The organism is Pseudomonas sp. P4_D7, assembly GCF_056401755.1.
The window spans coordinates 39,710-66,192 of sequence record NZ_JBFUIR010000011.1; the positions used below are offsets into that span (position 1 = coordinate 39,710).

At 59.4% G+C, this 26,483-nt stretch carries 25 protein-coding genes; 18 read left to right on the forward strand and 7 right to left on the reverse strand.

Annotation, left to right across the window (positions count from 1 at the left end; translation table 11 throughout):
• Positions 1-111 precede the first annotated feature (111 nt).
• From lysS to AC1DVF_RS09965, 6 genes are all read left to right on the forward strand, one after another.
• Complete coding sequence (lysS, locus tag AC1DVF_RS09940; protein WP_007908910.1) at positions 112-1,614, forward strand: lysine--tRNA ligase; 1,503 nt, start codon at positions 112-114, stop codon at positions 1,612-1,614.
• Between the two features lie 104 nt (positions 1,615-1,718).
• A complete protein-coding gene (locus AC1DVF_RS09945) occupies positions 1,719-2,432 on the forward strand; it encodes a TetR/AcrR family transcriptional regulator (RefSeq protein WP_034154855.1) in 714 nt (237 codons plus the stop codon).
• Positions 2,433-2,593: 161 nt separating this feature from the next.
• Positions 2,594-3,148 carry a hypothetical protein gene (locus AC1DVF_RS09950; RefSeq protein WP_093436706.1) on the forward strand — a complete coding sequence of 185 codons (555 nt, stop codon included), beginning with the start codon at positions 2,594-2,596 and terminating at the stop codon, positions 3,146-3,148.
• A 60-nt stretch (positions 3,149-3,208) separates the two neighbouring features.
• Positions 3,209-4,459 (forward strand): flavohemoglobin expression-modulating QEGLA motif protein, encoded by a 1,251-nt coding sequence (locus AC1DVF_RS09955; protein ID WP_175559644.1) that lies wholly within the window; start codon positions 3,209-3,211, stop codon positions 4,457-4,459.
• Between the two features lie 152 nt (positions 4,460-4,611).
• A complete protein-coding gene (locus AC1DVF_RS09960) occupies positions 4,612-5,517 on the forward strand; it encodes an alpha/beta hydrolase (RefSeq protein ID WP_477782394.1) in 906 nt (301 codons plus the stop codon).
• Positions 5,514-5,843: a PA3694 family proteiin gene (locus AC1DVF_RS09965; RefSeq protein ID WP_034154859.1), complete on the forward strand. Its 330-nt coding sequence runs from the start codon at positions 5,514-5,516 to the stop codon at positions 5,841-5,843. Before AC1DVF_RS09960 ends, AC1DVF_RS09965 begins: the two co-directional genes overlap by 4 nt.
• A 250-nt stretch (positions 5,844-6,093) precedes the next feature.
• Here the strand turns inward: AC1DVF_RS09965 and lptF are convergent, their stop codons facing one another.
• On the reverse strand, positions 6,094-6,882 hold the full coding sequence (lptF, locus tag AC1DVF_RS09970) for a lipotoxin F family OmpA-related lipoprotein LptF (protein ID WP_016983302.1): 789 nt from the start codon (positions 6,880-6,882) through the stop codon (positions 6,094-6,096).
• 55 nt (positions 6,883-6,937) lie between these two features.
• Positions 6,938-7,342 carry a DUF4398 domain-containing protein gene (locus AC1DVF_RS09975; protein ID WP_093436697.1) on the reverse strand — a complete coding sequence of 135 codons (405 nt, stop codon included), beginning with the start codon at positions 7,340-7,342 and terminating at the stop codon, positions 6,938-6,940.
• 56 nt (positions 7,343-7,398) lie between these two features.
• On the opposite strand from AC1DVF_RS09975, the gene AC1DVF_RS09980 reads away from it, so the two are divergent.
• Positions 7,399-7,707 carry a hypothetical protein gene (locus AC1DVF_RS09980; protein ID WP_477782395.1) on the forward strand — a complete coding sequence of 103 codons (309 nt, stop codon included), beginning with the start codon at positions 7,399-7,401 and terminating at the stop codon, positions 7,705-7,707.
• Positions 7,708-7,718: 11 nt separating this feature from the next.
• On the opposite strand, the gene AC1DVF_RS09985 is transcribed toward AC1DVF_RS09980, so the two are convergent.
• Positions 7,719-8,063 carry a pilin assembly protein gene (locus AC1DVF_RS09985; protein ID WP_099758109.1) on the reverse strand — a complete coding sequence of 115 codons (345 nt, stop codon included), beginning with the start codon at positions 8,061-8,063 and terminating at the stop codon, positions 7,719-7,721.
• Between the two features lie 213 nt (positions 8,064-8,276).
• On the opposite strand from AC1DVF_RS09985, the gene ppc reads away from it, so the two are divergent.
• The 7 genes from ppc (at position 8,277) to AC1DVF_RS10020 (ending at position 15,598) form a co-directional block, all read left to right on the forward strand.
• Positions 8,277-10,907, forward strand: a complete 2,631-nt coding sequence (ppc, locus tag AC1DVF_RS09990; RefSeq protein WP_477782396.1) for a phosphoenolpyruvate carboxylase — start codon at positions 8,277-8,279, stop codon at positions 10,905-10,907.
• 299 nt (positions 10,908-11,206) lie between these two features.
• A complete protein-coding gene (gene adk / locus AC1DVF_RS09995; RefSeq protein WP_093436683.1) occupies positions 11,207-11,854 on the forward strand; it encodes an adenylate kinase in 648 nt (215 codons plus the stop codon).
• Positions 11,855-11,947: 93 nt separating this feature from the next.
• A complete protein-coding gene (tsaB, locus tag AC1DVF_RS10000; RefSeq protein ID WP_414926616.1) occupies positions 11,948-12,622 on the forward strand; it encodes a tRNA (adenosine(37)-N6)-threonylcarbamoyltransferase complex dimerization subunit type 1 TsaB in 675 nt (224 codons plus the stop codon).
• Positions 12,623-12,878: 256 nt separating this feature from the next.
• Entirely contained in the window at positions 12,879-13,190 is a 312-nt protein-coding gene (locus AC1DVF_RS10005; RefSeq protein WP_477782397.1) for a hypothetical protein, read from the forward strand.
• Positions 13,190-14,050 carry a DUF72 domain-containing protein gene (locus AC1DVF_RS10010; protein ID WP_477782398.1) on the forward strand — a complete coding sequence of 287 codons (861 nt, stop codon included), beginning with the start codon at positions 13,190-13,192 and terminating at the stop codon, positions 14,048-14,050. The genes AC1DVF_RS10005 and AC1DVF_RS10010 overlap by 1 nt, the downstream gene beginning before the upstream one ends.
• Positions 14,051-14,081: 31 nt before the next feature.
• Positions 14,082-14,903 (forward strand): isocitrate lyase/PEP mutase family protein, encoded by an 822-nt coding sequence (locus tag AC1DVF_RS10015; protein WP_093436671.1) that lies wholly within the window; start codon positions 14,082-14,084, stop codon positions 14,901-14,903.
• Positions 14,904-14,905: 2 nt separating this feature from the next.
• Complete coding sequence (locus AC1DVF_RS10020; protein WP_150792465.1) at positions 14,906-15,598, forward strand: extensin-like domain-containing protein; 693 nt, start codon at positions 14,906-14,908, stop codon at positions 15,596-15,598.
• Positions 15,599-15,601: 3 nt separating this feature from the next.
• On the opposite strand, the gene AC1DVF_RS10025 is transcribed toward AC1DVF_RS10020, so the two are convergent.
• Positions 15,602-16,222 (reverse strand): energy transducer TonB, encoded by a 621-nt coding sequence (locus tag AC1DVF_RS10025; RefSeq protein ID WP_150792466.1) that lies wholly within the window; start codon positions 16,220-16,222, stop codon positions 15,602-15,604.
• Positions 16,223-16,314: 92 nt separating this feature from the next.
• On the opposite strand from AC1DVF_RS10025, the gene AC1DVF_RS10030 reads away from it, so the two are divergent.
• The gene (locus AC1DVF_RS10030; RefSeq protein ID WP_116254674.1) at positions 16,315-17,097 is read left to right on the forward strand and encodes a class I SAM-dependent methyltransferase; all 783 of its coding nucleotides are present in this window, start codon (positions 16,315-16,317) and stop codon (positions 17,095-17,097) included.
• A 105-nt stretch (positions 17,098-17,202) separates the two neighbouring features.
• On the opposite strand, the gene AC1DVF_RS10035 is transcribed toward AC1DVF_RS10030, so the two are convergent.
• On the reverse strand, positions 17,203-17,838 hold the full coding sequence (locus AC1DVF_RS10035; protein WP_477782399.1) for a TetR/AcrR family transcriptional regulator: 636 nt from the start codon (positions 17,836-17,838) through the stop codon (positions 17,203-17,205).
• A gap of 94 nt (positions 17,839-17,932) precedes the next feature.
• Between AC1DVF_RS10035 and AC1DVF_RS10040 the strand changes: the two genes are divergently transcribed.
• The 3 genes from AC1DVF_RS10040 (at position 17,933) to AC1DVF_RS10050 (ending at position 25,287) form a co-directional block, all read left to right on the forward strand.
• The gene (locus tag AC1DVF_RS10040) at positions 17,933-19,033 is read left to right on the forward strand and encodes an efflux RND transporter periplasmic adaptor subunit (protein ID WP_460130971.1); all 1,101 of its coding nucleotides are present in this window, start codon (positions 17,933-17,935) and stop codon (positions 19,031-19,033) included.
• A 6-nt stretch (positions 19,034-19,039) separates the two neighbouring features.
• Positions 19,040-22,108 carry an efflux RND transporter permease subunit gene (locus tag AC1DVF_RS10045; RefSeq protein ID WP_093436655.1) on the forward strand — a complete coding sequence of 1,023 codons (3,069 nt, stop codon included), beginning with the start codon at positions 19,040-19,042 and terminating at the stop codon, positions 22,106-22,108.
• A 1,787-nt stretch (positions 22,109-23,895) separates the two neighbouring features.
• On the forward strand, positions 23,896-25,287 hold the full coding sequence (locus AC1DVF_RS10050; protein ID WP_099758116.1) for a Fic family protein: 1,392 nt from the start codon (positions 23,896-23,898) through the stop codon (positions 25,285-25,287).
• Here AC1DVF_RS10050 and AC1DVF_RS10055 read toward each other — a convergent pair.
• Both AC1DVF_RS10055 and AC1DVF_RS10060 read right to left on the reverse strand, forming a co-directional pair.
• Positions 25,284-25,973 (reverse strand): DUF4197 domain-containing protein, encoded by a 690-nt coding sequence (locus AC1DVF_RS10055; RefSeq protein WP_477782400.1) that lies wholly within the window; start codon positions 25,971-25,973, stop codon positions 25,284-25,286. The two genes, AC1DVF_RS10050 and AC1DVF_RS10055, sit on opposite strands and share 4 nt — an antisense overlap.
• Positions 25,974-26,000: 27 nt before the next feature.
• Complete coding sequence (locus AC1DVF_RS10060) at positions 26,001-26,399, reverse strand: YbaY family lipoprotein (protein WP_477782401.1); 399 nt, start codon at positions 26,397-26,399, stop codon at positions 26,001-26,003.
• Positions 26,400-26,483 lie beyond the last annotated feature (84 nt).

Genomic DNA, 26,483 nt, shown 5'->3' on the forward strand with positions numbered 1-26,483 from the left:
ACGCATTACAGGATCGGCTGATTCAACCCGATCCCTGTAGGAGCCAGCCCTGCTGGCGATCCCCGGGCCGTAAGGCCCGGGGGCAACGAACCTGATGGAATATCTAAAGACATGAGCGACCAACAACTCGACCCGCAAGCCCTGCAACAGGAAGAAAACTCCCTGATCGCCCTGCGCAAGGAAAAGCTGGCTGCCGAGCGCGCCAAGGGCAACGCCTTCCCGAACGACTTCCGCCGCGAAAACTACTGCGAAGATCTGCAGAAGAAATACGCGGACAAGACCAAGGAAGAGCTGGCAGAGGCTGCAATCCCGGTCAAGGTTGCCGGTCGCATCATGCTCAACCGTGGCTCGTTCATGGTGATCCAGGACATGACCGGTCGCATCCAGGTCTACGTCAACCGTAAAACCCTGTCGGAAGACACCCTCGCCGCGGTGAAAACCTGGGACATGGGCGACATCATTGCCGCTGAAGGCACCCTGGCGCGTTCCGGCAAGGGCGACCTGTACGTTGAAATGACCAGCGTGCGTCTGCTGACCAAATCTCTGCGTCCGCTGCCGGATAAGCACCACGGCCTGACCGACACCGAACAGCGCTACCGTCAGCGCTACGTTGACCTGATCGTCAACGAAGACGTGCGCCAGACCTTCCGCGTGCGTTCGCAAGTGATCGCGCACATCCGCAGCTTCCTGATGAAGCGCGACTTCCTCGAAGTCGAAACGCCGATGCTGCAGACCATTCCGGGCGGCGCTGCGGCCAAGCCGTTCGAAACCCACCACAACGCGCTGGACATGGAAATGTTCCTGCGTATCGCGCCAGAGCTGTATCTGAAGCGTCTGGTGGTCGGTGGTTTTGAAAAGGTCTTCGAGATCAACCGCAACTTCCGTAACGAAGGCGTTTCGACTCGTCACAACCCTGAATTCACCATGTTGGAGTTCTATCAGGCGTACGCCGATTACGAAGACAACATGGACCTGACCGAAGAACTGTTCCGTGAACTGGCGCAGCTGGTACTGGGCAGCACCGACGTGCCGTACGGCGACAAGGTGTTCCACTTCGGCGAGCCGTTCGTGCGCCTGTCGGTGTTCGACTCGATCCTCAAGTACAACCCTGAGCTGACCGCCGATGATCTGAACGACATCGACAAGGCGCGCGCCATCGCCAAGAAGGCCGGCGCCAAGGTGCTGGGCTTCGAAGGTCTGGGCAAACTGCAGGTGATGATTTTCGAAGAGCTGGTCGAGCACAAGCTGGAACAGCCGCACTTCATCACCCAGTACCCGTTCGAAGTGTCGCCGCTTGCGCGTCGCAACGACGACAACCCGAACGTCACCGACCGCTTCGAGCTGTTCATCGGTGGCCGTGAAATCGCCAACGCCTACTCCGAGTTGAACGACGCGGAAGACCAGGCCGAGCGCTTCATGGCGCAGGTGGCCGACAAGGACGCCGGCGACGACGAAGCCATGCACTACGACGCCGACTTCGTGCGCGCGCTGGAGTACGGCATGCCGCCAACGGCCGGTGAAGGTATCGGCATCGATCGTCTGGTGATGTTGCTGACCAACTCGCCGTCGATTCGCGATGTGATCCTGTTCCCGCACATGCGACCGCAAGCGTAAACGTTTCAGTTAAAAAGCCGCCTAAAACAGGCGGCTTTTTATTGCCTGTCTGGTACAAATGTATCAATTGGTTACTTTTGAATTGCAGAGGAAGTTCTGTCGTGATGGGTGCAATAGCTCAAGAAGGTGCAGCGGGTATCGCCACTGCGGTCGCTGAAAGCGTTCAGTACCAGGGTCGCAAGGCCAGCCGACAGGGCAGTGAGCAGCGTCGCCAGGACATTCTCGACGCGGCGATGCGCATTGTCGTGCGTGACGGTGTGCGTGCCGTGCGCCACCGCGCGGTGGCGGCCGAGGCCGGAGTGCCGCTGTCGGCGACCACCTATTACTTCAAGGATATCGACGACCTGCTCACCGATACCTTCGCTCAATACGTTGAACGCAGCGCGGCGTACATGGCCAAGCTGTGGGTCAACAACGAAGGTTTGCTGCGCGAAATGGTCGTCAGTGGGGACGGCAGCCCGGAGTCGCGCTCGCAACTGGCTGATGACATCGCGCGGTTGATGGCTGACTACGTGCATCGTCAGTTGGTTAACCGTCGTGAACATTTGATGGCTGAACAGGCGTTCCGTCAGGAAGCATTGCTTAATCCGCGTCTGGCGATTCTGGTGCGCTCGCATCAGCAGATTCTGTTGCAGGGCACCTGCCAGTTGTTCCAGGTGCTGGGCTCGCGTGAACCGCAACAGGATGCCAAGGTGTTGACGGCGATTATCGGTCGGATGGAATATCAGGGCCTGCTCAACGACGCCGAGCCTTTGGCCGAAGAGGACATGCTCGGCATTCTGACGCGCTATATGCATCTGGTGCTTGCGTCGGTCTGATCCTCTGGGGAAACATTGAACCCTGTGGGAGCGAGCTTGCTCGCGAAGACGGACTGACATTCAACATTAATGTTGGCTGTGCTGACGCTTTCGCGAGCAAGCTCGCTCCCACAGGTTCGGTGGCGTATTCAAGGGCGGCGAATGTTCATAGGGAGTATTGAATGAAAGCCTGGCGTGGCGTGCTGATCGCCTTGTCGTTCCTGCTGCTCAGTGGCTGTCTGGTGACCTTCAAGGAGCCGCTGACCGCCAGTGACCCGGCGCCCAAGGGCCTGCTCGGCAAATGGTCGAGCACCAACGCCTGGGGCGAGCCGATGAACCTTGAGCTGACGCGCCTGGGCAAGGACCGCTATCAGGCTGTCACGTACTTCAAGGCCAAACCCCGCGAACGCGAAGCCTATCCCTTCACTGTGTCGCGCCATGGCAGCCGCTGGTATCTGTCGGCGAAAGTCCCGGCGCAGTACGGTGGCCACTTCACCATCGCCGGCTTCGAACTCACCGACAAACACGAACTGGTGGTCTACAACCTCGATCTCGAGCAGATCAACCAGGCGATCAAACAAAAAGCCCTCGACGGTCAGGCCTTCCAGACCGACGATGGCGACGGCGTGCAAGTCGACAGTAACCTCGATAAGGTCTTTGCTTACCTCGATGATCCGGCCAATTCCGATGTCTTCGTGGAAGCCGTGCGCTACCAGCGCCAGGCCCGCGCCCAATAATTCAGAACGTCAGGTTTCCTACAGGAGTTTCGGGTGGACGATTACCAGCAGACGATACGCATGTTGTCCGATCGCATTGTGCTGGCGCAGACGCCGATCCGTGTGCTCGACGCCGTCAAGTGGGACGAGAACATTCGCAAGGGGTTCCTCAAGGCCAAAGGCAAGGAAATGCCGGCGGTGGATCGCGACTACTACCTCAATCGGCCGCTGAGTTTCGATTCGAGCAAGGTCAAGCTGGAGTTCCAGAACATCGAGCGCGACATCACCCGCCAGCTTGGCCAGTTCAACCCGGTCGGGCAGATCATGCGGCGCATGTGCAAGGAATACCGCATGGTGGTGCGCATGCTCGAAGCGCGCGGTACCGAAGATTTCGGTCTGATCTCCCAAGAGTTGTATGGCGCCGCGTCTGATGCGTTCCACGCCGGTGACCCGACCCTGGCCGACCTCGGCCTGATGATGTCCGACTACCTGAACAACATTGATGGCCGTGGCGATTTGAAGGACGAGCCGAAGATCCTCACCGCCAAGGACGCCGTGCATCTGCTGCAAACCCGTCTGAACAAAGTGTTCGGCGAGGCCGAAGAAACCATCCGCGTGTTCGAGTCCGACGGTATCGTTGCTGACGCGGCGGCCGGTGCGGACTACATCAAGATCCGCACCGATGCGATGTTCAACGACCGCGACGTGCGCGCGCTGGAAGTCCACGAAGGCCTGGTCCACGTCGGCACCACGCTCAACGGTTTGAACCAGCCGATCTGCACCTTCCTGTCCAAAGGCCCACCGTCGTCGACGGTGACCCAGGAAGGCCTGGCGATCCTGATGGAAATCATCACCTTCGCCTCCTACCCGAGCCGCCTGCGCAAACTGACCAACCGCACCCGCGCCATTCACATGGTCGAGGAGGGCGCGGACTTCCTGCAGGTTTTCGAATTCTTCCGTGAGCAGGGCTTCGAGATGGCGGAAAGTTACGGCAACGCCAGTCGCGTTTTCCGTGGATCGACACCGACCGGTCTGCCATTTACCAAAGACTTGTCCTACCTCAAGGGCTTTATCATGGTTTACAACTACATTCAGTTGGCCGTGCGTAAGGGCAAGCTTGAGCAGATTCCGTTGTTGTTCTGCGGCAAGACCACGCTGGAAGACATGCGTACCTTGCGCCAACTGGTGGATGAAGGATTGGTGGTACCGCCGAAGTATCTGCCTGACCAGTTCCGCGATTTGAATGCGTTGTCGGCGTGGATGTGCTTCTCCAACTTCCTCAACCATTTGAGTCTGGACCGGATCGAAGCGGATTACTCCAATATCCTCTAGCCCACACAATAAACCCCTGTAGGAGTGAGCCTGCTCGCGATAGCGGTGTGTCAACCAACACAAATAGCGACTGACACACCGCTATCGCGAGCAGGCTCGCTCCCACAGTTTTGATTTGTGTCTGACTCCCTATTTTCGCGAGGTTTCACCGGATGAGAATCCTCGGCATCATTTGCCTGCTCCTGACCCTCGGCGGTTGCAGTTCGCTGTTGTTCTACCCTGAGCCGGGCCAGATATTCACCCCGGAAAAAGCCAAGCTCGAATACCGCACCGTCACCCTGGTCACGGCGGATGGCTTGAAGCTCAACGCCTGGTGGCTGCCGGCCAAACCCGGCGTAGAGGTCAAAGGCACCGTCCTGCACCTGCACGGCAATGGCGGCAATCTGCCTATGCATTTGGGCGGGAGCTGGTGGCTGCCAAAAAACGGCTATCAAGTGCTGCTGGTCGACTATCGCGGTTATGGCTTGTCCGAAGGCAAACCGAGCCTGCCGGCGATCTATCAGGACATCGACGCCGCGTTCGCATGGCTGGACAAGGCGCCGGAAGTCAAAGGCAAGCCGCTGATCCTGCTCGGCCAAAGCCTCGGCGGTTCGATGGCGGTGCATTGGCTGGTGCAGCATCCCGAGCGACAGAAACAGCTGAAAGCGCTGGTGCTCGACGGCGTGCCCGCGAGCTATCGCAGCGTCGGCCAATACGCGCTCAGCACTTCGTGGCTGACCTGGCCATTTCAGGTGCCGTTGTCGTGGCTGGTGCCGGACAGCGACAGCGCGATCAACTCGATGCCGCAACTCAACGGCGTGCCGAAACTGATCTTCCACAGTATCGACGATCCACTGGTGCCGCTGTCCAACGGCATCCGTCTGTATCAAGCGGCGCCACCGCCGCGCGTGCTGCAACTGACCCGTGGCGGCCATGTGCAGACCTTCGGCGACCCGGTGTGGCGCCTGGTCATGCTGCGCTACCTCGACGATCCCGAGCATTTCAACGGCCTGCGCCGCCTCGGCGAAATCCCCAATTATCCGACACCCCCGAATTCTGAAGACGAGAGTCCGCAATGACTGAAGAACGCAACGCCATCCCGCTGATCATCACCGGTATCTGCAGCATCCTCGGCACCGTTGGAGCGCTGTGGTACTACGGCTACCTGCACTTCGCCAAACCCGAGGATGCGTTGCTGCTCAACGAATTCACCATGCTCAAGACTGTTCCGGGTGAGGATTACAAGGTTTCGCTGGATCCCGCGCCGCAGGTGGCGCAGTGCATTGATGGGGTGCTGGTGTTGTTCGATACCGAGCAGAAAGGTCTGACCGGTGTGTTGATCAACGCACAGAAAAAAGCCGTGCGCTGCATGGGCGAAGAAACCCCGCAGAAGCTTGAGCAGTGATTCTGCAGGACCAGCCCTCACCCTAACCCTCCCGAAACGTCGGACCGCCCAGAGGGAGAGGGGACTGACCGAGGTGTTCTTTCGCTATACGCCGACCTGATCCATCGCGTCGAACACAAACTCTGAAAGCGCCATAAATCGGCTCCCTCTCCCTCGGGAGAGGGCTGGGGTGAGGGGCCACCATTTCAGCCCGCACAAAAAAGCCCCGCCTGACTCAGTCAGGCGGGGCTTTCGCGTTACAGCAGTGCGCTTAGTTCGAGCTGACCGCCGAACGTGGCATCACTGGTTGGTTGTCGTTGGAAATGGTCACTTCCACACGACGGTTCATCGCACGGCCGGAAGCGCTGCCGTTCTCGGCAACCGGGTATTCCTTGCCGTAGCCTTGGGTGACGATGCGCGCTGGATCAACGCCCATTTTCACCAGTGCGGTGCGCACGGAGTTGGCGCGACGCTCGGACAGCGACTGGTTGTGGCTGGCGGTCCCGGTGCTGTCGGTGTAACCCTCGACGATCACTTTGCGATCCGGGTTTTCCTGAAGGAACTGCGCCAGTTTGTTGATGTTGACCAAACCGCTGGACTTGAGGTCAGCACGGTCGGTGGCGAACAGTACGTCACCGAAAGTCACCAGCGTACCGCGATCGGTCTGCTTGGCGTTCAGGCTGTCCTGCAGTTGTTTGATCTGCTGATCGCGAGCATCCAGACGCGCCTGGGCACGTTGGGCGGCGGCGTTCTTCAGGTTATTTTCCGCAGTGCGCAGGGCGATGGTCTGCTTGGCCACTTCCACACGCTGGTTGGTCAGGTAGGCCAGTTGGTCAACCTTGGCAGCGTCTTGCTTGTCCAGGTAGGCCTTGTCGGCCTTGTCCAGGTAATCGCTGGCGTCTTTGGTTTCCAGTGCCGCGACTTTGCTCGCCTGTGGGTTGGCTTGCAGGCCGGCGTAGTTGGTGCGTGCCTGTTCCAGGTTCGGGTTAGGCGGGGTGGAGCAGGCAGCCAGAGCAACACTTGCGGCGAGGAGAGCGGGGATCATCAGTTGCTTACGCATAATTTGTCGTCCTTTCTATCGGTAAGAGATTCAGCTTTGCGGTCGGGATGCGCGCTTACTGCACGGTGCGCTGACTTTCCTGACGCAGTTCCTGAACACCTTTCTGGGAATCCTTCACAGCCTGTTCGGCTTTAGCGGCCTGAGCCTTGCGTTCGGCGACGCGAGCGTCCCACTCGGCTTGCTCGGACAGGATGCGAGCTTCGTCATACTTCTTGTCGTGCATGGCGATTTCGGCTTGTTTCAGTTTGTCCTGTGCTTGCTTCATCTCAACGGCAGCGAACTCGGTACCGCCAGCGCTGACGGCGCTGTTCACCGCCGACTGGGTCACGGCGTATTGCTCGGTCGGTGGGTTACCGGCGCAACCGGCCAGTACGAAGCTGGTGCCGATGGCCAGAGCCGCCAGTTTCAGACCGCGCAGGTGGGTAAACGAGGTTTGGTTTTTCATGGTCTTCAACTCCATTAGGCATCTCCTGAAAACAACTGAATCCATCCTGGTCGAGGAGCCGAAAGCGTCGTGTGAAAGGCGTTTTTGAAACGCTCGTTCCAGGCGTGGTTACAGGTTCCGACCGGAGGCGTTTTTCAAAAGTTCAGAAAAGATGGCCTATCGCCAAAATAATTTTTGACCGAATGGATAAGGCTCTAGAGCGGGAACTTTGGCGGGATGAAGCGGTACGCGCGGAGTTTTCGGATCCCGAAAACACACTGATTTTGAACTGGAATACGATCTTTGTAGGAGTGAGCCTGCTCGCGATAGCGGTGTATCAGACAACAAAAATGGCGACTGAAAATCCGCCATCGCGAGCAGGCTCGCTCCCACAGTTTTGATCTGTGTGGTGTCAGTGTTTTTGCTTGCCTGCTGCGGCCGAGAGGTCATGCAAATGCCGGCGCGAAAGGGCCAGAAAACGCGGTGTAGGCCCGACGTCTTCATACAACGGATCACCCTCCTCATCGGTCGCCACCACCGTCGAACCTTTCACATACGGCAGGCTCGCTTCAAACTCTTCAAGCGCCGCGCCGATCAGTTCGCCAAGCAATTCTTCGACATGCCGTTTGGGGTACATCTCGGTAATCGCTGCCAGACGCGCCGCAGCTTCAACGTCCAGATGAATCGCGTAGCCAGTGTCGGTCATACGACCTTTGGCGTTTTCTTCCCAATGCTGGGCGAGTTCACGAATTTTCATGATGACCTCATTTCGCACCTGCTCATGGCAGGTCTGGGTGAGTGTCCGCCGGGGCCGGCGGCAAGCCGTTGTGCGGCTTACTGTTGAGACTAGCTTTCGCCCACAAGGTTTAACGTCCCTTCGTCGGCTGCTTGTAAGAAGCGTCGTAGAGCGGCACTCTCTAGGTCATGCACTCGTTTCTAAGCCGTCCGGATTACTGCTGGGGAATTGCTGATGACCGATATTGATGCACGCTTGCGCGAAGACGTTCACCTGCTCGGAGAGCTGCTGGGCAATACCATTCGAGATCAGTACGGCGAGGATTTCCTCGACAAGATCGAGCAGATTCGTAAGGGCGCCAAGGCCGATCGGCGTGGTTCGATGGACGCCGAACTGAGCGCCAGCCTCAATCAATTGAGCGAAGACGAATTGCTCCCCGTGGCGCGCGCGTTCAACCAGTTTCTCAACCTGGCGAACATCGCCGAGCAGTATCAGTTGATTCATCGTCGCGAGGAGTCGCAGCCGGCGCCGTTCGAATCCCGCGTGCTGCCGGAATTGCTCGCGCGTTTGCGCAGTGAAGGCCACAGCGCCGAATCGCTGGCGCGGCAACTGGCGCGGCTGGAAATCGAGCTGGTGCTTACTGCGCACCCGACCGAAGTGGCGCGGCGCACGCTGATCCAGAAGTACGACGCGATCGCCGGGCAACTCGCCGCGCAGGATCATCGCGACCTGACCAGCGCCGAACGCGAACAGATTCAAAACACCCTGCAACGGCTGATCGCCGAAGCCTGGCACACCGAAGAAATCCGCCGCACGCGCCCCACACCAGTCGATGAAGCCAAATGGGGTTTCGCGGTCATCGAGCACTCACTGTGGCAGGCGATTCCCAACCATATGCGCAAGGCCGACAAGGCGTTGTATGAAGCGACCGGCCTGCGTCTGCCATTGGAAGCCGCGCCGATTCGCTTCGCCTCATGGATGGGTGGCGACCGTGATGGCAACCCCAACGTTACCGCTGCGGTGACTCGCGAAGTGTTGCTGCTGGCGCGCTGGATGGCCGCCGATTTGTACCTGCGTGATGTCGATCATTTGGCAGCCGAGCTGTCGATGCAACAGGCCAGCGACGCCCTCAAAGCCAAGGCCGGCGACAGCGCCGAACCGTATCGTGCGGTGCTCAAGCAACTGCGCGAACGCCTGCGCGCCACGCGCAATTGGGCACACGCTGCGCTGACTGCACCGACGCCAGCGCCGACAGACGTGCTGCACAACAACCGCGATCTGCTCGATCCGCTGGAGCTGTGCTTCAACTCGCTGCACGAGTGCGGCATGGGCGTGATCGCTGATGGTCCGTTGCTCGACTGCCTGCGTCGGGCGGTGACCTTCGGCCTGTTCCTTGTGCGTCTGGATGTGCGCCAGGACTCGTCACGCCATAGCTCGGCGATGACTGAAATCACCGATTACCTCGGCCTCGGTCGCTACGAAGACTGGGACGAAGAGCAGCGCATCACCTTTCTGACCCGCGAACTGAGCAATCGTCGGCCACTGCTGCCAGCGCATTTCAAACCGTCCGCTGACACCTCCGAAGTGCTCAACACCTGCAAGGAAATTGCCGCGGCGCCGGGCGCTTCGCTCGGTTCCTACGTGATCTCCATGGCCGGTGCAGCTTCCGATGTGCTCGCCGTGCAACTGCTGCTCAAAGAGTCTGGCGTGCTGCGGCCGATGCGCGTGGTGCCGTTGTTCGAAACCCTTGCCGACCTCGACAACGCCGGGCCGGTGATGGAGCGGCTGTTGCTGCTGCCGGGTTACCGTGCACGGCTGCAAGGCCCGCAGGAAGTGATGATCGGTTATTCCGACTCGGCCAAGGACGCTGGCACCACGGCGGCGGCCTGGGCGCAATATCGTGCGCAGGAACGCTTGGTGGAAATCTGCCGCGAGCAACAAGTCGAACTGCTGCTGTTCCACGGTCGCGGCGGCACCGTGGGCCGTGGCGGTGGTCCGGCGCATGCGGCGATTCTGTCGCAACCGCCGGGCTCGGTGGCCGGGCGTTTCCGCACCACTGAGCAGGGGGAAATGATTCGATTCAAATTCGGCCTGCCGGACATCGCCGAGCAAAACCTCAATCTGTATCTGGCGGCGGTGCTTGAAGCAACGCTGCTGCCTCCGCCGCCGCCGACACCAGAGTGGCGTCACTTGATGGACGAATTGGCCGCCGATGGCGTCAGCGCTTATCGCCAGGTCGTGCGGGAAAATCCGCAATTCGTCGAGTACTTCCGTCAGTCCACGCCAGAGCAGGAGTTGGGTCGCTTGCCACTGGGCAGTCGTCCGGCCAAACGCCGCGCCGGCGGGATCGAAAGTCTGCGGGCGATTCCGTGGATCTTCGGCTGGACGCAAACGCGGCTGATGCTGCCGGCGTGGCTGGGGTGGGAGTCGGCGCTGAGCAAGGCGCTGGAGCGCGGCGAGGGCGAGTTGCTCGGGCAGATGCGCGAACAATGGCCGTTCTTCCGTACGCGTATCGACATGCTGGAAATGGTTCTGGCCAAGGCTGATGCGGATATTGCGCTGTCCTACGATCAGCGTCTGGTCGAGCCTGATCTGCTGCCGTTGGGCGCGCAGTTACGCGACCTATTGTCGCAGGCGTGCGCGGTGGTGCTCGGCCTGACTGGCCAGTCGCAACTGCTGGCACATAGCCCTGACACCCTTGAATTCATCCGCCTGCGCAACACCTACCTCGACCCGCTGCATCTATTGCAGGCCGAACTGCTGGCCCGTTCGCGGCAGCAGGATGTCGAGCAGGGCAGCCCGGTGGAACAGGCGTTGCTGGTGTCTGTGGCGGGGATTGCCGCTGGTTTGCGAAATACCGGCTAAGGTTTTTGTCGGGTGCGCGGTAGCCGGACGAAGACTTGGCTGTCGCGTTGCCTGACCGGCGAAAGTGCCGCGAGGCGACAGTTAATGATGGGGTTGCGACTTGGGTTACCGCGTCGCGAGGTCGCGGGGGGCGTCGGTTTCTCCGACTTTTGGCGTCTTGTGTGGGCGCAGCCTGCTGTGTATCTTGATCAGCCTTTGGCCGTTTATGCGGCCACGACCCGTATTTTCAGGATTCGTCCCAAGAGGCGAATCCTTTGTTTTGTAAAAGCTTTTTATAAAAAAATTGAGGAGCACATCTAATGCGCGTCATTCTGCTGGGAGCTCCCGGGGCCGGTAAAGGTACTCAGGCTAAGTTCATCACCGAAAAATTCGGCATTCCACAAATTTCCACCGGCGACATGCTGCGTGCAGCGGTCAAGGCCGGTACTCCACTGGGCGTTCAAGCCAAGAGCATCATGGATGCCGGCGGCCTGGTGTCGGATGACCTGATCATCGCACTGGTTCAGGACCGCATCGCTCAGCCAGACTGCGCCAACGGTTTCCTGTTCGACGGCTTCCCGCGCACCATTCCGCAGGCTGAAGCTCTGGTTTCTGCCGGCGTCGAACTGGATGCAGTGGTTGAAATCGCTGTTGAAGACGAAGAAATCGTTCAACGCATCGCCGGCCGTCGTGTTCACGAAGCCAGCGGCCGCGTTTACCACATCGTCTACAACCCGCCGAAAATCGCAGGCAAAGACGACATCACCGGCGAAGAGCTGGTACAGCGCAAGGACGACACCGAAGAAACCGTGCGTCATCGCCTGTCGGTCTACCATTCGCAGACCAAGCCGCTGGTGGATTTCTACCAGAAGCTGTCGGCTGCCAACGGCAAGCCAAAGTACAGCCACATCGAAGGCGTTGGTTCGGTTGATGCAATCACCACCAAGGTGCTGGCAGCGCTGAGCTGAAAAGTCTGATCGGCTGCATCATCCACGGCCCGCTTGCGGGCCGTAGTTGTTTATACTGACGCCCTTTTTCCCACACCTGTTTTGGAAACATCGATGAGCACCTTGCTGGCCCTGGACACCGCGACTGAAGCTTGCTCCGTTGCCTTGCTGCATGACGGCAAGGTCACGAGCCATTACGAGGTGATCCCGCGCCTGCACGCGCAGAAACTGCTGCCGATGATCCAGCAACTGCTGGCCGACGCCGGCACCACGTTGCAAGCGGTCGATGCGATTGCTTTTGGTCGCGGGCCTGGCGCGTTCACTGGTGTGCGGATTGCCATCGGTGTGGTGCAGGGTCTGGCGTTTGCGCTGGATCGTCCGGTATTGCCAGTGTCCAACCTGGCCGTGCTGGCGCAGCGGGCGTTGCGTGAGCACGGTGTGAGCCAGGTCGCGGCGGCCATCGATGCGCGGATGGATGAAGTGTATTGGGGCTGCTACCGCGAGACGGCGGGGGAGATGCGTCTGGTTGGTGCCGAAGCGGTGTTGCCGCCGGAAGTCGCGGCGCTGCCGGCCGATGCCAGTGGTGAGTGGTTCGGTGCTGGCACGGGTTGGAGTTATGCCGAGCGCATCGCGGTCAATCTGACCGGTTCCGATGCCGCCATGCTGCCCCACGCCGAAGACTTGCTGACCCTGGCGCGCTTCGCCTGGGAGCGCGGCGAGTCGATCCCGGCTGACGATGCGCAACCGGTTTACCTGCGCGATAAAGTCGCCACCCCGAAAGCCCGCTAACTCGTCACGAACCCTGTGGGAGCGAGCTTGCTCGCGAAGGCTTCTGGTCAGCCAATATCAATGTTGAATGTGCTGAACTCTTCGCGAGCAAGCTCGCTCCCACAGGGAATTAAGTCGCCCGCGAATCCGCCAATCGTCAGTTTCTAATCCCTCGCTTTAAACCTTTTGCGCTTTATGTGTTCTAGTTATCACTCGGCAGTTTGCTAAGTCGGTCAAGTGCCGCTAAATTGCCATCATCGATACCGAGCATGAAATTATGCGTATAGACGGCCTTTCCTCTCAGTCCTACCCCATCAAGCGCAAGCCTCGCAAAGGCCATGTGACTGTGGATGAGTCCGTCGATGACATCGACGGTGAGCTGGAATTTCCGACTGAAGAGCAACGGGCTGCCCGTGCTGCCGCCAAAGCCGCCGCGCAACGCCTGAGCAATCTGCCCGCCCGCCAACAAGACATGATTTACCACCGCGCCATGAGCAAAAGCGTAGCGATGGCCCTCGCCAGCTACCTGAGCACCGCCGGTTTTGTCGATTGGGATGCAGACGTGCTGGGCCTCGATCTGTATATCTGATGGATCTGCCTTACTACCTCGGTTGTCCGTCCTGGAGCGAAAACGCCTGGCGCGAGTATCTGTACCCGGTAGACGCCAAAACCTCAGATTTCCTCGGTCTCTATTCCCAAGTGTTCAACGCCGTTGAAGGCAACACGACCTTCTACGCCAGCCCGTCGCCCGCCACGGTGCAGCGTTGGGCCGAGGTCATGCCCGAGCACTTCCGCTTCACCGCCAAATTCCCCGGCGACATCAGCCACAGCGGTGACCTGCGCGAGCAACTGACCGCCGCCGAAACATTTCTGCAATTACTCAAACCCCTCGGTGAGCGCGTCTCGCCGATGTGGTTGCAACTGTCGAAAAGCTTCACGCCGTATCGACTGCCGGAACTGGCGGCGTTTATTGATGCGCTGGATTGCCCGTTGGCGGTGGAAGTGCGCCATGAACAGTTCTTCGCCAAGGGCGAGAGCGAACGTCTGCTCAATCGCCTGCTGCTGGATCGTGGCGTTGAGCGCATCTGCCTCGACCCGCGTGCGCTGTTCAGTTGCCTGTCGACTGAATCTTCGGTAATCCACGCGCAATCGAAAAAGCCACGCGTGCCGACGCGCCCGGCGGCGTTCACCCAGTTCCCGCAAGTGCGTTTTATTGGCCATCCGGAACTGGAAGCCAACGACCCGTTCCTAGTGCCGTGGGTGGCGAAAATCGCCGAGTGGATCGAAGAGGGCCGCACGCCGTACATCTTCCTGCACACCGCCGATAACCTGCTTGCGGCGAAACTGGCGCAACGTTTTCACGCACAACTGATGCAACGTTTGCCTGGCCTGCCAGCGCTGCCTGCGCTATACAGAGAACCCGCCGCGGAGCAACTTGGCCTGCTCTGAAGCGGATTTTTTTCTGCCCAGGAGTCTGCCGATGGATGCCCAAGCCCGTAAAGCCCACGCCTTCAAAGCCCTGCATGACCAATCGGGGATTTTCGTGATTCCTAATCCGTGGGATGCGGGGTCGGCAAAAATGCTCGCCAGTCTTGGCTATCAGGCCTTGGCGACCACCAGTGCCGGTTATGCGTTTTCCCAAGGCAAGGCCGATGGCGCGTTGAGCCTTGATGAGACCTTGGCCAATGTCCGCGCGATTGTCGCTGCCACCGATTTGCCGGTAGCGGTGGATCTGGAAAACGGTTTCGCTGATGACCCGGCTGAATGCGCCAAGAGTCTGCTGCGTGCTGCCGAGGCCGGCGCTGTTGGTGGTTCGATTGAAGACGCCACGGGCCGCGCGGATGCGCCAATCTACTGCTTCGAACACGCTGTGGCGCGCATCGAGGCCGCTGTCGCTGCGGTGCGCACGCTACCTTTTCCCTTCATCCTCACCGCGCGGGCGGAAAACTACCTGCACGGTAATCCCGATCTCAACGACACCATTCGCCGCCTGCAGGCCTTCGCCGAGGCAGGGGCCGACGTGTTGTATGCGCCAGGTTTGCGCAACGCCGAAGAAGTGCTGGCAGTGGTGCGTGCGGTGGCGCCGAAACCGGTCAATGTGCTGATGTCCGGCGGTTTGAAACTGACCGTGCAGGAGCTGCAAGAAATGGGCGTGCGGCGCATCAGTACCGGTTCGGCACTGGCGTTGGCGGCGTTCGGCGAATTCTTCCGTGCCGCTGAAGAAATCCAGCAATCCGGCACCTTCGGGTTTACCTCGCAGTCGATGCCGTACGCCAAAGCCAATCAATTCTTCAAAGGCTGAGCATGGGGCGGTGGATCGCACTGACCGTGTTGCTGATCACTGGCGGCGCGTTGATCAGTGTGTGGCGCGGTTGGCTGGACGTGCCGCCGTCATGGAATCCATGGGCGCCACTGGACGTAAAAGCCGCGCCCAACTGGCTGACCGGCTACAAGCTGATGCGTTTGCGCAGTGACCCCGAACTCTGTGCCCAGGCGTTGAACAGCTCTGATCTTCGCGTCACGCGGCAAGCCGACAGTCCCGACGCCAAGTGCCCGCTGATCGGTGCCTTGCGCGTACAGGGCGGTGAGGTGGCGCTGAGCAGCAGTTTCCTCGCCAGTTGTCCGCTGGCGGTGGCCTACGCGATGTTTGAACAGCACACGCTGCAACCTGCTGCACAATCCGTGTACGGGCAGAAGGTCGCACGCCTTGATCACCTCGGCAGCTTCGCCTGTCGCAATATCTACAATCGCGAAAGCGGCGCGCTCAGCCGCCATGCCAGTGCCGATGCGCTGGACATCGCCGGGTTTCGTCTCGCCGACGGCCGCAGCATCAGTGTGCTCAAGGACTGGCCGAAGCAAAATCAGGACGCACAATTTCTGCGTCAGGTGCGCGATGGCGCCTGCGAGGCGTTCAGTGTGGTTTTGGGTCCGGATTACAACACCGCCCACCGCAATCACTTTCATGTCGATGTCGGACGCTGGAGCGTGTGTCGCTGAGGCTTAGGCGGCGAGGCGCAGGTTCTGCAGAACGATCGGGCGGGCCCAACCGTTATCAAAATCCAGTGCTTTCTGTTGCTCGACGATTTCTTCCGGCGGGAACGGCGGGTAAGGCTTCTGCAGCAGATCCAGATCGAACTCGGCAATCGGCAAGTACAGCGGCTTCTTCTGCGGGGCCGGGCCAGGCTCTGGAACGGGCTGACCATTGTTGATCACCACCGGGCGAACCCAACTGCTGTCGAAATCCTGATGCGCCTGCTGAGCTTGCAGTTCTTCTGGCGGGAATGGCGGGAACGGCTTTTCCAGCAGTTCCATTTCGAATTCGGCGATTGGCAGGAACAGCGGCTCTGGCGGACGCACTTCGGTTTCCACCACATCGCACTCGCGCTGGCTGACGATGTGCGCGTGCAGCTCGCTGCCGATGGTCGGTTCTTCCGGGCTGCTCAGGTCAACCGGCGGAAATGTACCGCAGGCAGGCACCACTTCACTCGTCTGTTCGGCCATCGCTTGGGCAAAGAAATCCTGCCACAGGTGACTGACGCCGCTCAGTGCTTGAGTGTTGTGACGGCTAAAGTCGCCATGGGGCGAGATGTAGCCAATCGATGTGGGAAGAATGCCTGACATTTTTTTCGGTTGACGCTCAGCTCTGGCAAAATGCGCGTTGAATGAATTATCGGCGGTTTTTGCCGATCCTTGAATTTTTGAGCGTGTTTTCCATGATCGAGCAACCCGCGGCCTGCCGCATCCATGTCCAGGCCCTCGGCCCGACGTTTGAAGCGCAAGCCGAGCAGTGGGCCGAACGCCTCGGTCTGCCGCTTGCAGTGGCGGACGGCGAGTTCGCCTTGCAGGTCGGCGAGCAGGGTTTGCAGCTGCAACAGCTCGGCCCTGACGCACCCGGGCCGGTGCGGGTCGACTTTGTTGAGGGCGGCGCTGCGCATCGTCGGCTATACGGCGGCGGCAGCGGGCAGATGATCGCCAAGGCTGTAGGCATCGCTCAGGGCGTGCGCCCGCGGGTGCTGGATGCCACGGCGGGATTGGGCAAGGATGCGTTCGTGCTGGCGAGCCTCGGTTGCGAGATGAGCCTGATCGAACGCCAGCCGCTGATCGGCGCCTTGCTGGAGGATGGTCTGGCGCGCGCGGCGGAAGATTTCGACGTGGCGCCGATTGTGGCACGGATGAAATTGCTCAAGGGCAACTCCATCGAGGTCATGCAGAACTGGGAGGGTGAGGCGCCGCAGGTGATCTACCTCGACCCGATGTTTCCGCACCGTGAGAAGACCGCGCTGGTGAAAAAGGAGATGCGTCTGTTCCGGCCGTTGGTGGGCGATGATCCGGATGCCCCGGCGTTGCTCGAAGCCGCGTTGGCGTTGGCGACGCACCGGGTGGTGGTCAAGCGACCGCGCAAGGCGCCGTGCATTGCGGGGCCGAAGCCGAGTCATGCGCTGGATGGCAAGTCCAGTCGATACGATATCTACCCGAAGAAAGCGCTCAAGCCTTAAACCGAGTTGCCCCCATTCGCGAGCAAGCTCGCTCCCACATTTGAAATGCATTCCAATGTGGGAGCGAGCTTGCTCGCGAAGGCGTCCCCTCAGACACCTTAAAAGTCAGGACCTGTAAGCACGCATAAACAAAGCCACCACTTCCTGAATATGGCTCTCCGAAGCCTCTTCGCTCAACGGTTCACCACAGCCATATAACAAACGAAAATTCCCCGCGCCCTTGATCAGGCAGAAGAAATGCTCAGCAGCATTGCGCGGCAGATCGATGCTCAGCGCGCCGGTCTCGTGGATGCGCGTCAACAGCCGTTCCATGCCCTGCACCATGCGCTGCGGACCCGCCTCGAAGAAGATCAGCGACAGCTTCGGATCCTGACTGCCGAGCGCCATGATCAAACGGTGCAGATTCACCGATTCATCGCTGTTGATCAGGTGATGAAAGCCTCGCGCAATGTTCAGCAACACATTTTCGACGGCGATGCCTTCGGGCAATTCGAAGAACAGCGGCGGTAATTGCTCCTCGCATTTGGCCACCACGGCGGCGGAGAACAGCGTCTCCTTGTCGTTGAAATGGCTGTAGACCGTCAGCTTCGACACGCCGGCCTCGCTGGCGACCGCGTCCATGCTGGTGTTGGCGTAGCCATGACTCAGAAACAGAGTTTTCGCCGCGTCGAGGATCGCTTGGCGCTTGGCCAGATCCTTGGGGCGGCCTGGGCCGTTTGGAGCTGAAAGATTGTTCGACATTCTTCGCTTTTAATACTGGACTGGTGAGTTTGCTATTAATAACATACCCGCCAGTATAATTATTCCAAGCACCATTAGCGAAAGGTCCGTCACCATGTTCCGCCATGCGTTGTCCCTCGCGTTGCCAGTGAGTCTGGCGTTCCTTTTGTCAGCATGCGGTCAGGAAGAGGCGACGCAAGTCGCCGTGCGACCAGCCATGGTGGTGCAGCCAGAGCCTTCGGCACAGGCGATGGAAAGTTATCCGGGCGAAGTGCGCGCCCGCTACGAACCGGATCTGGCATTCCGCATTGGCGGCAAAGTCAGCCGACGACTGGTCGATGAAGGTCAGCGCGTGAAGGCTGATCAGCCACTCGCCGAACTCGATCCGCAGGACGTGCGCCTGCAACTGGAAGCCACTCGCGCCCAGGTGGCTGCCGCCGAAGCCAATCTCAATCTGGTCCGCGCCGAACGTGATCGCTACAAGACCCTTATGGATCGGCAGATGGTCAGCCGCTCGGCCTACGACAACGCCGAAAACCTTTACCGTTCCGGTGAGGCCCGTCTCAAACAAATCAAAGCTGAATTCAACGTTTCGACCAATCAGGCCAGTTACGCCGTGTTGCGTGCGCCGCAGGATGGCGTGGTGGCCAAGCGTTCGGTCGAGGTTGGGCAGGTGGTTGCCGCCGGGCAAACGGTGTTTACCCTTGCCACTGATGGCGAGCGCGAAGTACTGATCAGCCTGCCGGAGCAGAGCTTCGGCCGCTTCAAGGTCGGTCAGCCTGTGACCGTCGAACTGTGGACACAGCAGAACCAGCGCTTCGCCGGGCAGATCCGCGAACTGTCGCCCGCCGCCGATCCACGCTCGCGCACTTTCGCTGCGCGCATTTCTTTCGTGAGCGGCAAAGTCCCGTCCGAACTGGGGCAGAGCGCCCGGGTGTTTGTGCAATCGGCCGATAGCGTTTCCCTCTCGGTGCCGCTCTCGGCACTCACCGCCGAAAACGGTGCGACCTACGTCTGGGTCGTCAGCGCCAACAACACCTTGAAGAAAACCCCGGTGCGCATCGGCCCGTTCGGCGAGAAAACCGTGCCGGTGCTCGAAGGCTTGAACGCCAGTGACTGGGTGGTGGCTGCTGGCGTGCATGTGTTGCTCGAAGGGCAGCAGGTGCGTCCGGTGGATCGCTCCAATCGCGTGGTCAATCTGGCGAACAAGGAGTAAGCCCCGATGCGCTTCAACCTTTCCGAATGGGCGCTGCGTAATCGCCAGATCGTACTGTTCCTGATGCTTTTGCTGGCCATCGTCGGTGCGTTGTCCTACACCAAACTCGGCCAGAGTGAAGACCCGCCGTTCACGTTCAAGGCCATGGTGATTCAAACCCGTTGGCCGGGGGCGACCGCGCAGGAAGTCTCGCGGCAGGTCACCGAGCGTATTGAAAAGAAACTGATGGAAACCGGTGAATACGAACGCATCGTGTCGTTCTCGCGCCCCGGCGAATCGCAGGTCACCTTCATTGCCCGCGATTCGATGCACTCCAAGCAAATCCCCGACCTCTGGTATCAGGTGCGCAAGAAGGTCAGTGATATTCGCCAGACCTTGCCGCCGGATATTCAGGGGCCGTTTTTCAACGATGAGTTCGGCACCACGTTCGGCAATATCTATGCGCTGACCGGGGACGGTTTCGATTACGCGGTGCTCAAGGATTACGCCGACCGCATCCAGATCCAGCTGCAACGGGTCAAGGATGTCGGCAAGGTCGACTTGCTCGGTTTGCAGGACGAGAAAATCTGGGTCGAACTGTCCAACGTCAAACTGGCGACCCTCGGCTTGCCGCTGGCGGCAGTGCAACAGGCGCTGCAAGAGCAGAACGCGGTCTCGACCGCCGGGTTCTTCGAAACCGGTAGCGAGCGCTTGCAGCTACGGGTCTCGGGGAATTTTCAGACGGTCGAGGAGATAAAGAACTTCCCGATCCGCGTCGGTGATCGCACGTTCCGCATCTCCGATGTCGCCGATGTGCGTCGCGGGTTCAATGATCCACCGGCGCCGCGCATGCGCTTCATGGGCGAAGATGCGATTGGTCTCGCGGTGGCGATGAAGGATGGCGGCGACATTCTGGTGCTGGGTAAAGCGCTGGAAGGCGAGTTCTCGCGCATCCAGAAAAACCTCCCGGCCGGCATGCAATTGCGCAAGGTTTCCGATCAGCCGGCGGCGGTGAAAACCGGAGTCGGCGAGTTCGTCCAGGTGCTGGTCGAGGCGCTGGCGATTGTCTTGCTGGTGAGCTTCTTCTCCCTCGGCGTGCGCACTGGCATGGTCGTGGCACTGACCATTCCACTGGTGCTGGCGATGACCTTCGCCTGCATGTATTACCTCGGCATCGGCCTGCACAAGATCTCCCTTGGCGCGTTGGTGCTGGCGCTGGGCTTGCTGGTGGATGACGCGATCATCGCCGTGGAAATGATGGCGATCAAAATGGAGCAGGGCTTTGACCGTATCCGCGCGGCGAGCTATGCCTGGACCAGTACCGCGTTCCCTATGCTCACCGGTACGTTGATCACCGCCGCCGGGTTTCTGCCGATTGCCACGGCGCAATCCGGCACTGGCGAATACACCCGTTCGATCTTCCAGGTGGTGACCATCGCCTTGCTCGCGTCCTGGGTGGCGGCGGTGATGTTCGTGCCGTATCTGGGGGAAAAACTCCTGCCGGATCTGGCGAAAATTCATGCGGCCAAACATGGTACCGCCGATGGTCAGGCTGATCCGTACGGCACGCCGTTTTATCAGCGCGTTCGGCGCTTGGTGGAGTGGTGCGTGGCGCACCGCAAGACCGTGATCGTGCTGACGGTGGGGCTGTTTATCGCCTCGGTGATGTTGTTCCGTTTCGTCCCGCAGCAGTTTTTCCCGGCTTCCAATCGACTGGAGTTGATGGTTGATCTGAAACTGGCTGAAGGCGCGTCGTTGGCCAATACCACTGGCGAGGTGAAACGTCTGGAGGCGATGCTCAAGGATCACGCCGGTATTGATAATTATGTGGCGTATGTCGGCACCGGATCGCCGCGCTTTTATCTGCCTTTGGATCAACAGTTGCCGGCGGCCAGTTTTGCGCAGTTTGTGGTGTTGGCGAAAACCATTGAGGAACGTGAAGCGCTGCGCAGTTGGTTGATCGAGACGCTTAACGAGCAATTCCCGGCCCTGCGTTCGCGGGTGACGCGTCTGGAGAACGGTCCTCCGGTTGGCTACCCGGTGCAGTTCCGCGTCACCGGTGAGCACATCGAAGAGGTTCGTGCGTTGGCGCGCAAGGTCGCGGCCAAGGTTCGCGAGAATCCGCATGTGGTCAATGTGCATCTGGATTGGGAAGAACCGAGCAAGGTCGTGTACCTGAACATCGATCAGGATCGCGCGCGAGCATTGGGTGTAAGCACGGCCAATCTGGCGAAATTCCTGCAGAGTTCGTTGACCGGGTCGAGTGTCAGTCAGTATCGCGAAGACAACGAATTGATCGAGATTCTGCTGCGCGGCACGGTGCATGAACGCACTGAATTGTCCTTGTTGCCGAGTCTGGCGGTGCCGACGGATAACGGCCGCAGTGTGGCGTTGTCGCAGATTGCCACGCTGGAATATGGCTTTGAGGAAGGGATTATCTGGCATCGCAATCGTCTGCCGAACGTGACCGTGCGTGCGGATATTTATGGCAAGGAGCAGCCGGCGACATTGGTGAAGCAGATCATGCCGACGCTGGATTCGATTCGCGCCGAGTTGCCCGATGGTTATCTGCTGGATGTCGGCGGTACGGTGGAGGATTCCGAGCGTGGGCAGAAGTCGGTGAATGCCGGGGTGCCGATGTTCATCGTGGTGGTGCTGACCTTGCTGATGGTGCAGTTGCGCAGTTTTTCGCGCACGGTGATGGTGTTTTTGACGGCGCCGCTGGGGTTGATCGGGGTGACGTTGTTTTTGATGGTGTTCCGTCAGCCGTTCGGGTTTGTGGCGATGCTGGGGACGATTGCGTTGTCCGGGATGATCATGCGCAATTCGGTGATTCTGGTGGATCAGATCGAGCAGGACATTGCTTCGGGGCTTAAGCCTTGGCAGGCGATTATCGAGGCTACGGTTCGACGCTTCAGGCCGATTGTGTTGACGGCGCTGGCGGCGGTGCTGGCGATGATTCCGTTGTCACGTAGTGTGTTTTTTGGGCCGATGGCGGTGGCGATCATGGGTGGGTTGATTGTTGCGACTGCGCTGACGCTGTTGTTTTTGCCGGCGTTGTATGCGGCTTGGTTCCGGGTGCGTAAGGGCGCTTGATTCTTTTGTGACGTGGCGGCCTTTGGGCCGACCATGTTCTTGGGGTTTTGGGTGTATATCCGTTTCTGCGGGTGCTGCCGCTGGCGGTTTCGCTCTTACAGCGAGTCCCTTTGGCAAACGCCCCAAAGGAACCAAAGGTCTTTGCCCTGACGTTCGGCCCGCTCGCTGGGGCTCGGGGTTCCTTCGCTCCGGGATCGATCCGGGCGCATCGCCTACGGTTTGCTTCGCTGCACCTCCTCTCGATGTGTTCGACTTCGTCGAACGGTCGCTGCGCTCCCACCCCCGGATCAATCCCTCCACTCAGCCTGCCGACGGGCCTTAAGATCAAAGGCTGCAGCCGAGCTAACGCTCATCCTGTTGAGTGGTGGGGAGCAGAAGCGATCTGCTCTCGCTTTTCTGTGGGAGTGAGCTTGCTCGCGAAGGCGGCCTGATAGCCGACCTGTTTTTGCAGATGTACGCAATCCAACTGTAGGAGCGAGCTTGCTCGCGAAGGCGGCCTGACAGCCGACCTGTTTTTTGCAGATGTACGCAATTCAACTGTAGGAGTGAGCCTGCTCGCGAAGGCGGCCTGACAGCCGACCAGGTTTTTGCAGATGTACGCAATCCAACTTTGGGAGCGAGCTTGCTCGCGAAGGCGGCCTGACAGCTGACCTGTTTTTTGCAGATGTACGCAATCCAACTGTAGGAGTGAGCCTGCTCGCGAAGGCGGCCTGACAGCCGACCTGTTTTCCGCAGATGTACCCCATCCGACTGTAGGAGTGAGCCTGCTCGCGAAAGCGGCCCGACATCCGACCTGTTTTCCGCAGGTGTACTCAATCCAAATGTAGGAGCGAGCCTGCTCGCGAAGGCGGCCTGATAGCCGACCTGTTTTTTGCAGATGTACGCAATTCAACTGTAGGAGTGAGCCTGCTCGCGATGGCGGCCTGACAGCCGACCTGTTTTTTGCAGATGTACGCAATCCAACTGTGGGAGCGAGCCTGCTCGCGAAGGCGGCCTGACAGCCGACCAGGTTTTTGCAGATGTACGCAATCCAACTGTGGGAGCGAGCCTGCTCGCGAAAGCGGCCCGACATCCGACCTGTTTTCCGCAGGTGTACTCAATCCAAATGTAGGAGCGAGCTTGCTCGCGAAGGCGGCCTGACAGCCGACCAGGTTTTTGCAGATGTACGCAATCCAACTGTAGGAGTGAGCCTGCTCGCGAAGGCGGCCTGACAGCCGACCAGGTTTTTGCAGATGTACGCAATCCAACTGTGGGAGCGAGCTTGCTCGCGAAGGCGGCCTGACAGCCGATCTGTTTTTTGCAGATGTACGCAATCCAACTGTGGGAGCGAGCTTGCTCGCGAAGGCGGCCTGACAGCTGACCTGTTTTTTGCAGATGTACGCAATCCAACTGTGGGAGCGAGCTTGCTCGCGAAGGCGGCCTGACAGCCGACCTGTTTTTTGCAGATGTACGCAATCCAACTGTAGGAGTGAGCCTGCTCGCGAAGGCGGCCTGACAGCTGACGTGTTTTTTGCAGATGTACGCAATCCAACTGTAGGAGTGAGCCTGCTCGCGAAGGCGTTCTGAAATCCAACGATCCTCTGCCTGAATGCACCCAGTTCAAATTGTGGGAGCTGGCTTGCCAGCGATGACAGCACGTCAGTCGCTACCTGTCTGTCTGAATATCCATTGCTCGCTCTGCTCCCGCGACTTCCTACATCTTTTTCAGAAACCTCTGATATTGAGCCAGAGTGCCGCTAATGCTGTACTCAAGCCTCTGCTTTTCCAGAGTCCTTGAGTCCGCCTTGATGAAAAAGCCTCCATCCTTGAAGGGCCGATCCGACCCGGTGTTCGATTTGCTGGTGCGCCCGCCCCACAAGCATCGTCTGGCGGATTATCTTGCGCTGCTCAAGCCGCTCGATGATCAAGGGCGTTATCTGCCATTTGAAGCGTTGCGTTATCGCTGGGCGGCGGGGCTGGATGCCAAACTGTGTTGGGCGTTGGTCAAGAAGGCGCGGGCGGCCCAGTACATCGACCTTCTGCCGCTGGGCGAGCCGGTGCAGTGGGGCAAGTATCTGTTGACCCCTTTGGCACAGAAAACCATCTCCATCGTCGATCGGCAGGCCAGTACGGCCGCGCTGGAATTCATGACCAGCCAGATCGGCGAGCGGGCGCATTTCAGTTATCTGCTGAACGATCTGATCGAAGACGAGGCCATCGCCAGTAGTCAGTTGGAGGGCGCGGCGACCACCACGCGCGTAGCCAAGGACATGCTCAAGCAGCAGCGTCTGCCCCGTACTCCGGATGAACGCATGGTGATGGGTAATTACCGGATGATGAATTTTGCCTGGGAGAGACGTTACGAACCCATGAGCGTGGATCTGATCGCAGCGATTCATCGGGTGGGGGTCGAGGGCATTGATGACGAGCAGTATTCCCCCGGGGTGTTCAGGATCAATGACGAAGTGGTCGTTCAGGACGGGGCGGGCAACACCGTGCACCGACCACCACCTGCAGCAGGATTGGTATTGCGGCTGGAGCGACTGTCGCAGTGGGTCAACCTGCCCGACGGCTCACCGCAAGAGAAGAGCTATCTGCATCCGCTGATCAAGGCAATTACGCTGCACTTTGCCTTGGGTTACGAACATCCCTTTCGTGACGGCAACGGGCGGGTCGCAAGGGCGTTGTTTTACTGGTTCATGTTCAAGAACGAGTTTGCGGCGTTTCGCTACGTTGCGATCAGTTTGTTACTGCGTAATGCGCCGGTGAAATACGGGCGCTCATATCTGCATACAGAGGCGGATGAGCTGGATCTGACTTATTTCATCGAGTTCCAGTGTTCGGTCATTCAGCGAGCGGTGCTCGGGTTTACGGATGTTTATCGCGAGAGCGTGGCCTACGCCGAAGAGTTCGAGCGCTGGCTGACGAATTCTGGCTGCTTCGATCAGATGACGAAAAAACAACACGCGGTGTATCAGGCGGCAAAAAACGGGGTGGCGAAGGAGTTCACAGCGAGCAATGTGGCGGAAAATTTTGTTTGCTCGCACCGCGAGGCGGCTTTGGTTCTGAAGGGGCTGGACCAGTTACAGGTTTTTGAGAAAAAGAGGATGGGACGAGAGTGGGTGTTCTTTTTACGTAGTCCCTTACGTGGAGTGAAGCACGGGAGCGAGTGGATTCGCCCCCGTGCTCTGACTGCTTAGAGCGTGCCGAATACCTTCTTCGCCAAACTGGTCGCTGCAGCAGCCGGGTTCTGGCGAATGGTTTCTTCCTGTTTGCCGATCATCTCGAACAAGCCATTCAGCGCCTGCTCGGTCACGTAAATCTCAACGTTGGCACTCTTCGCATCGACAACGCCAAACGCAGCAGCCTGACCAGCGAACGAGTTGTACTTCTGTGCTACGCCAACCTTGTCGGTCGCCTGTTTGACGATCGGCAGGAACTTGGCGCGGATCTGTTCGCGGCTGGATTTGTCGAGGTATTGCGTGGCCGAGTCCTTGCCGCCGCTGAGGATGCCTTTGGCGTCTGCCACGCTCATTTTCTTCACGGCGTCGACGAGGATGGGCTGGGCTTGAGTTACAGCGCTTTCCGCCGCTTTGTTCATCGCGGTTTCCAGTTCTTCAACCTGAGCACCCATGCCGAAGGCTTTCATTTTGCTCGCGGCTTTGCCGAGTTTGCCCGGCAGTTCGATCTTCACGTCCGGGTTGTTGCTGAAGCCGCCGGGGGTGCCCAGTTGCTTGACGGCGATTTGTGCGCCTTGGGTCAGGGCATCCTTGAGGCCGCCGGTGGCGTCTGTTTGCGACAGGTCACTGAGCGACAGGGCCAGCGCGCTGGCGGAGATCATCAGGCCTGCGCACAGGCCGGCGAAGCGAAGGGTAGGGCGGAACATGGCGGCTTCCTTGTTGCAGAAAGTGAATTAACGAACGGCGTCGACGCGGATTTTCAGCGGCTGCGGGTCGTTGCCGTCGAGTTGCACGGCATGGTTTTCGGTGGTGATGAACATCAACTCACCGTTGACTTCAATGCGCGCGCTGACCGAGTAACGGTGGCCAGGTTTGATCTGCGCTGGATCGTAGCTCAAGTGGAAGGGCAGCGGCACCTGGCCTTTGACCGGACCTTTTTGCTCGTCCAGTACCACGGCTGGCGCATCTGCCAGCGAGACGTCTTGCAGGCTGACGCTGAGGGTCGCGCTCGGAGGCAGGGCGATGCGCTGCAGGTAGAACACTTCACCGTCGAGGCCGACCTTGCCGGCAGGTGTGGTCGACTGGCAGGCGCTGATCAGTGTTGCGGCGGCGAGCAGAGTCAGTTTTTTCATGATGTTCTCCATTCAATTGTAGGAGCGGGCCTGCTCGCGATAGCGGTTTAGCATTCAACATTTCAGTTGTCTGACACTCCGTCT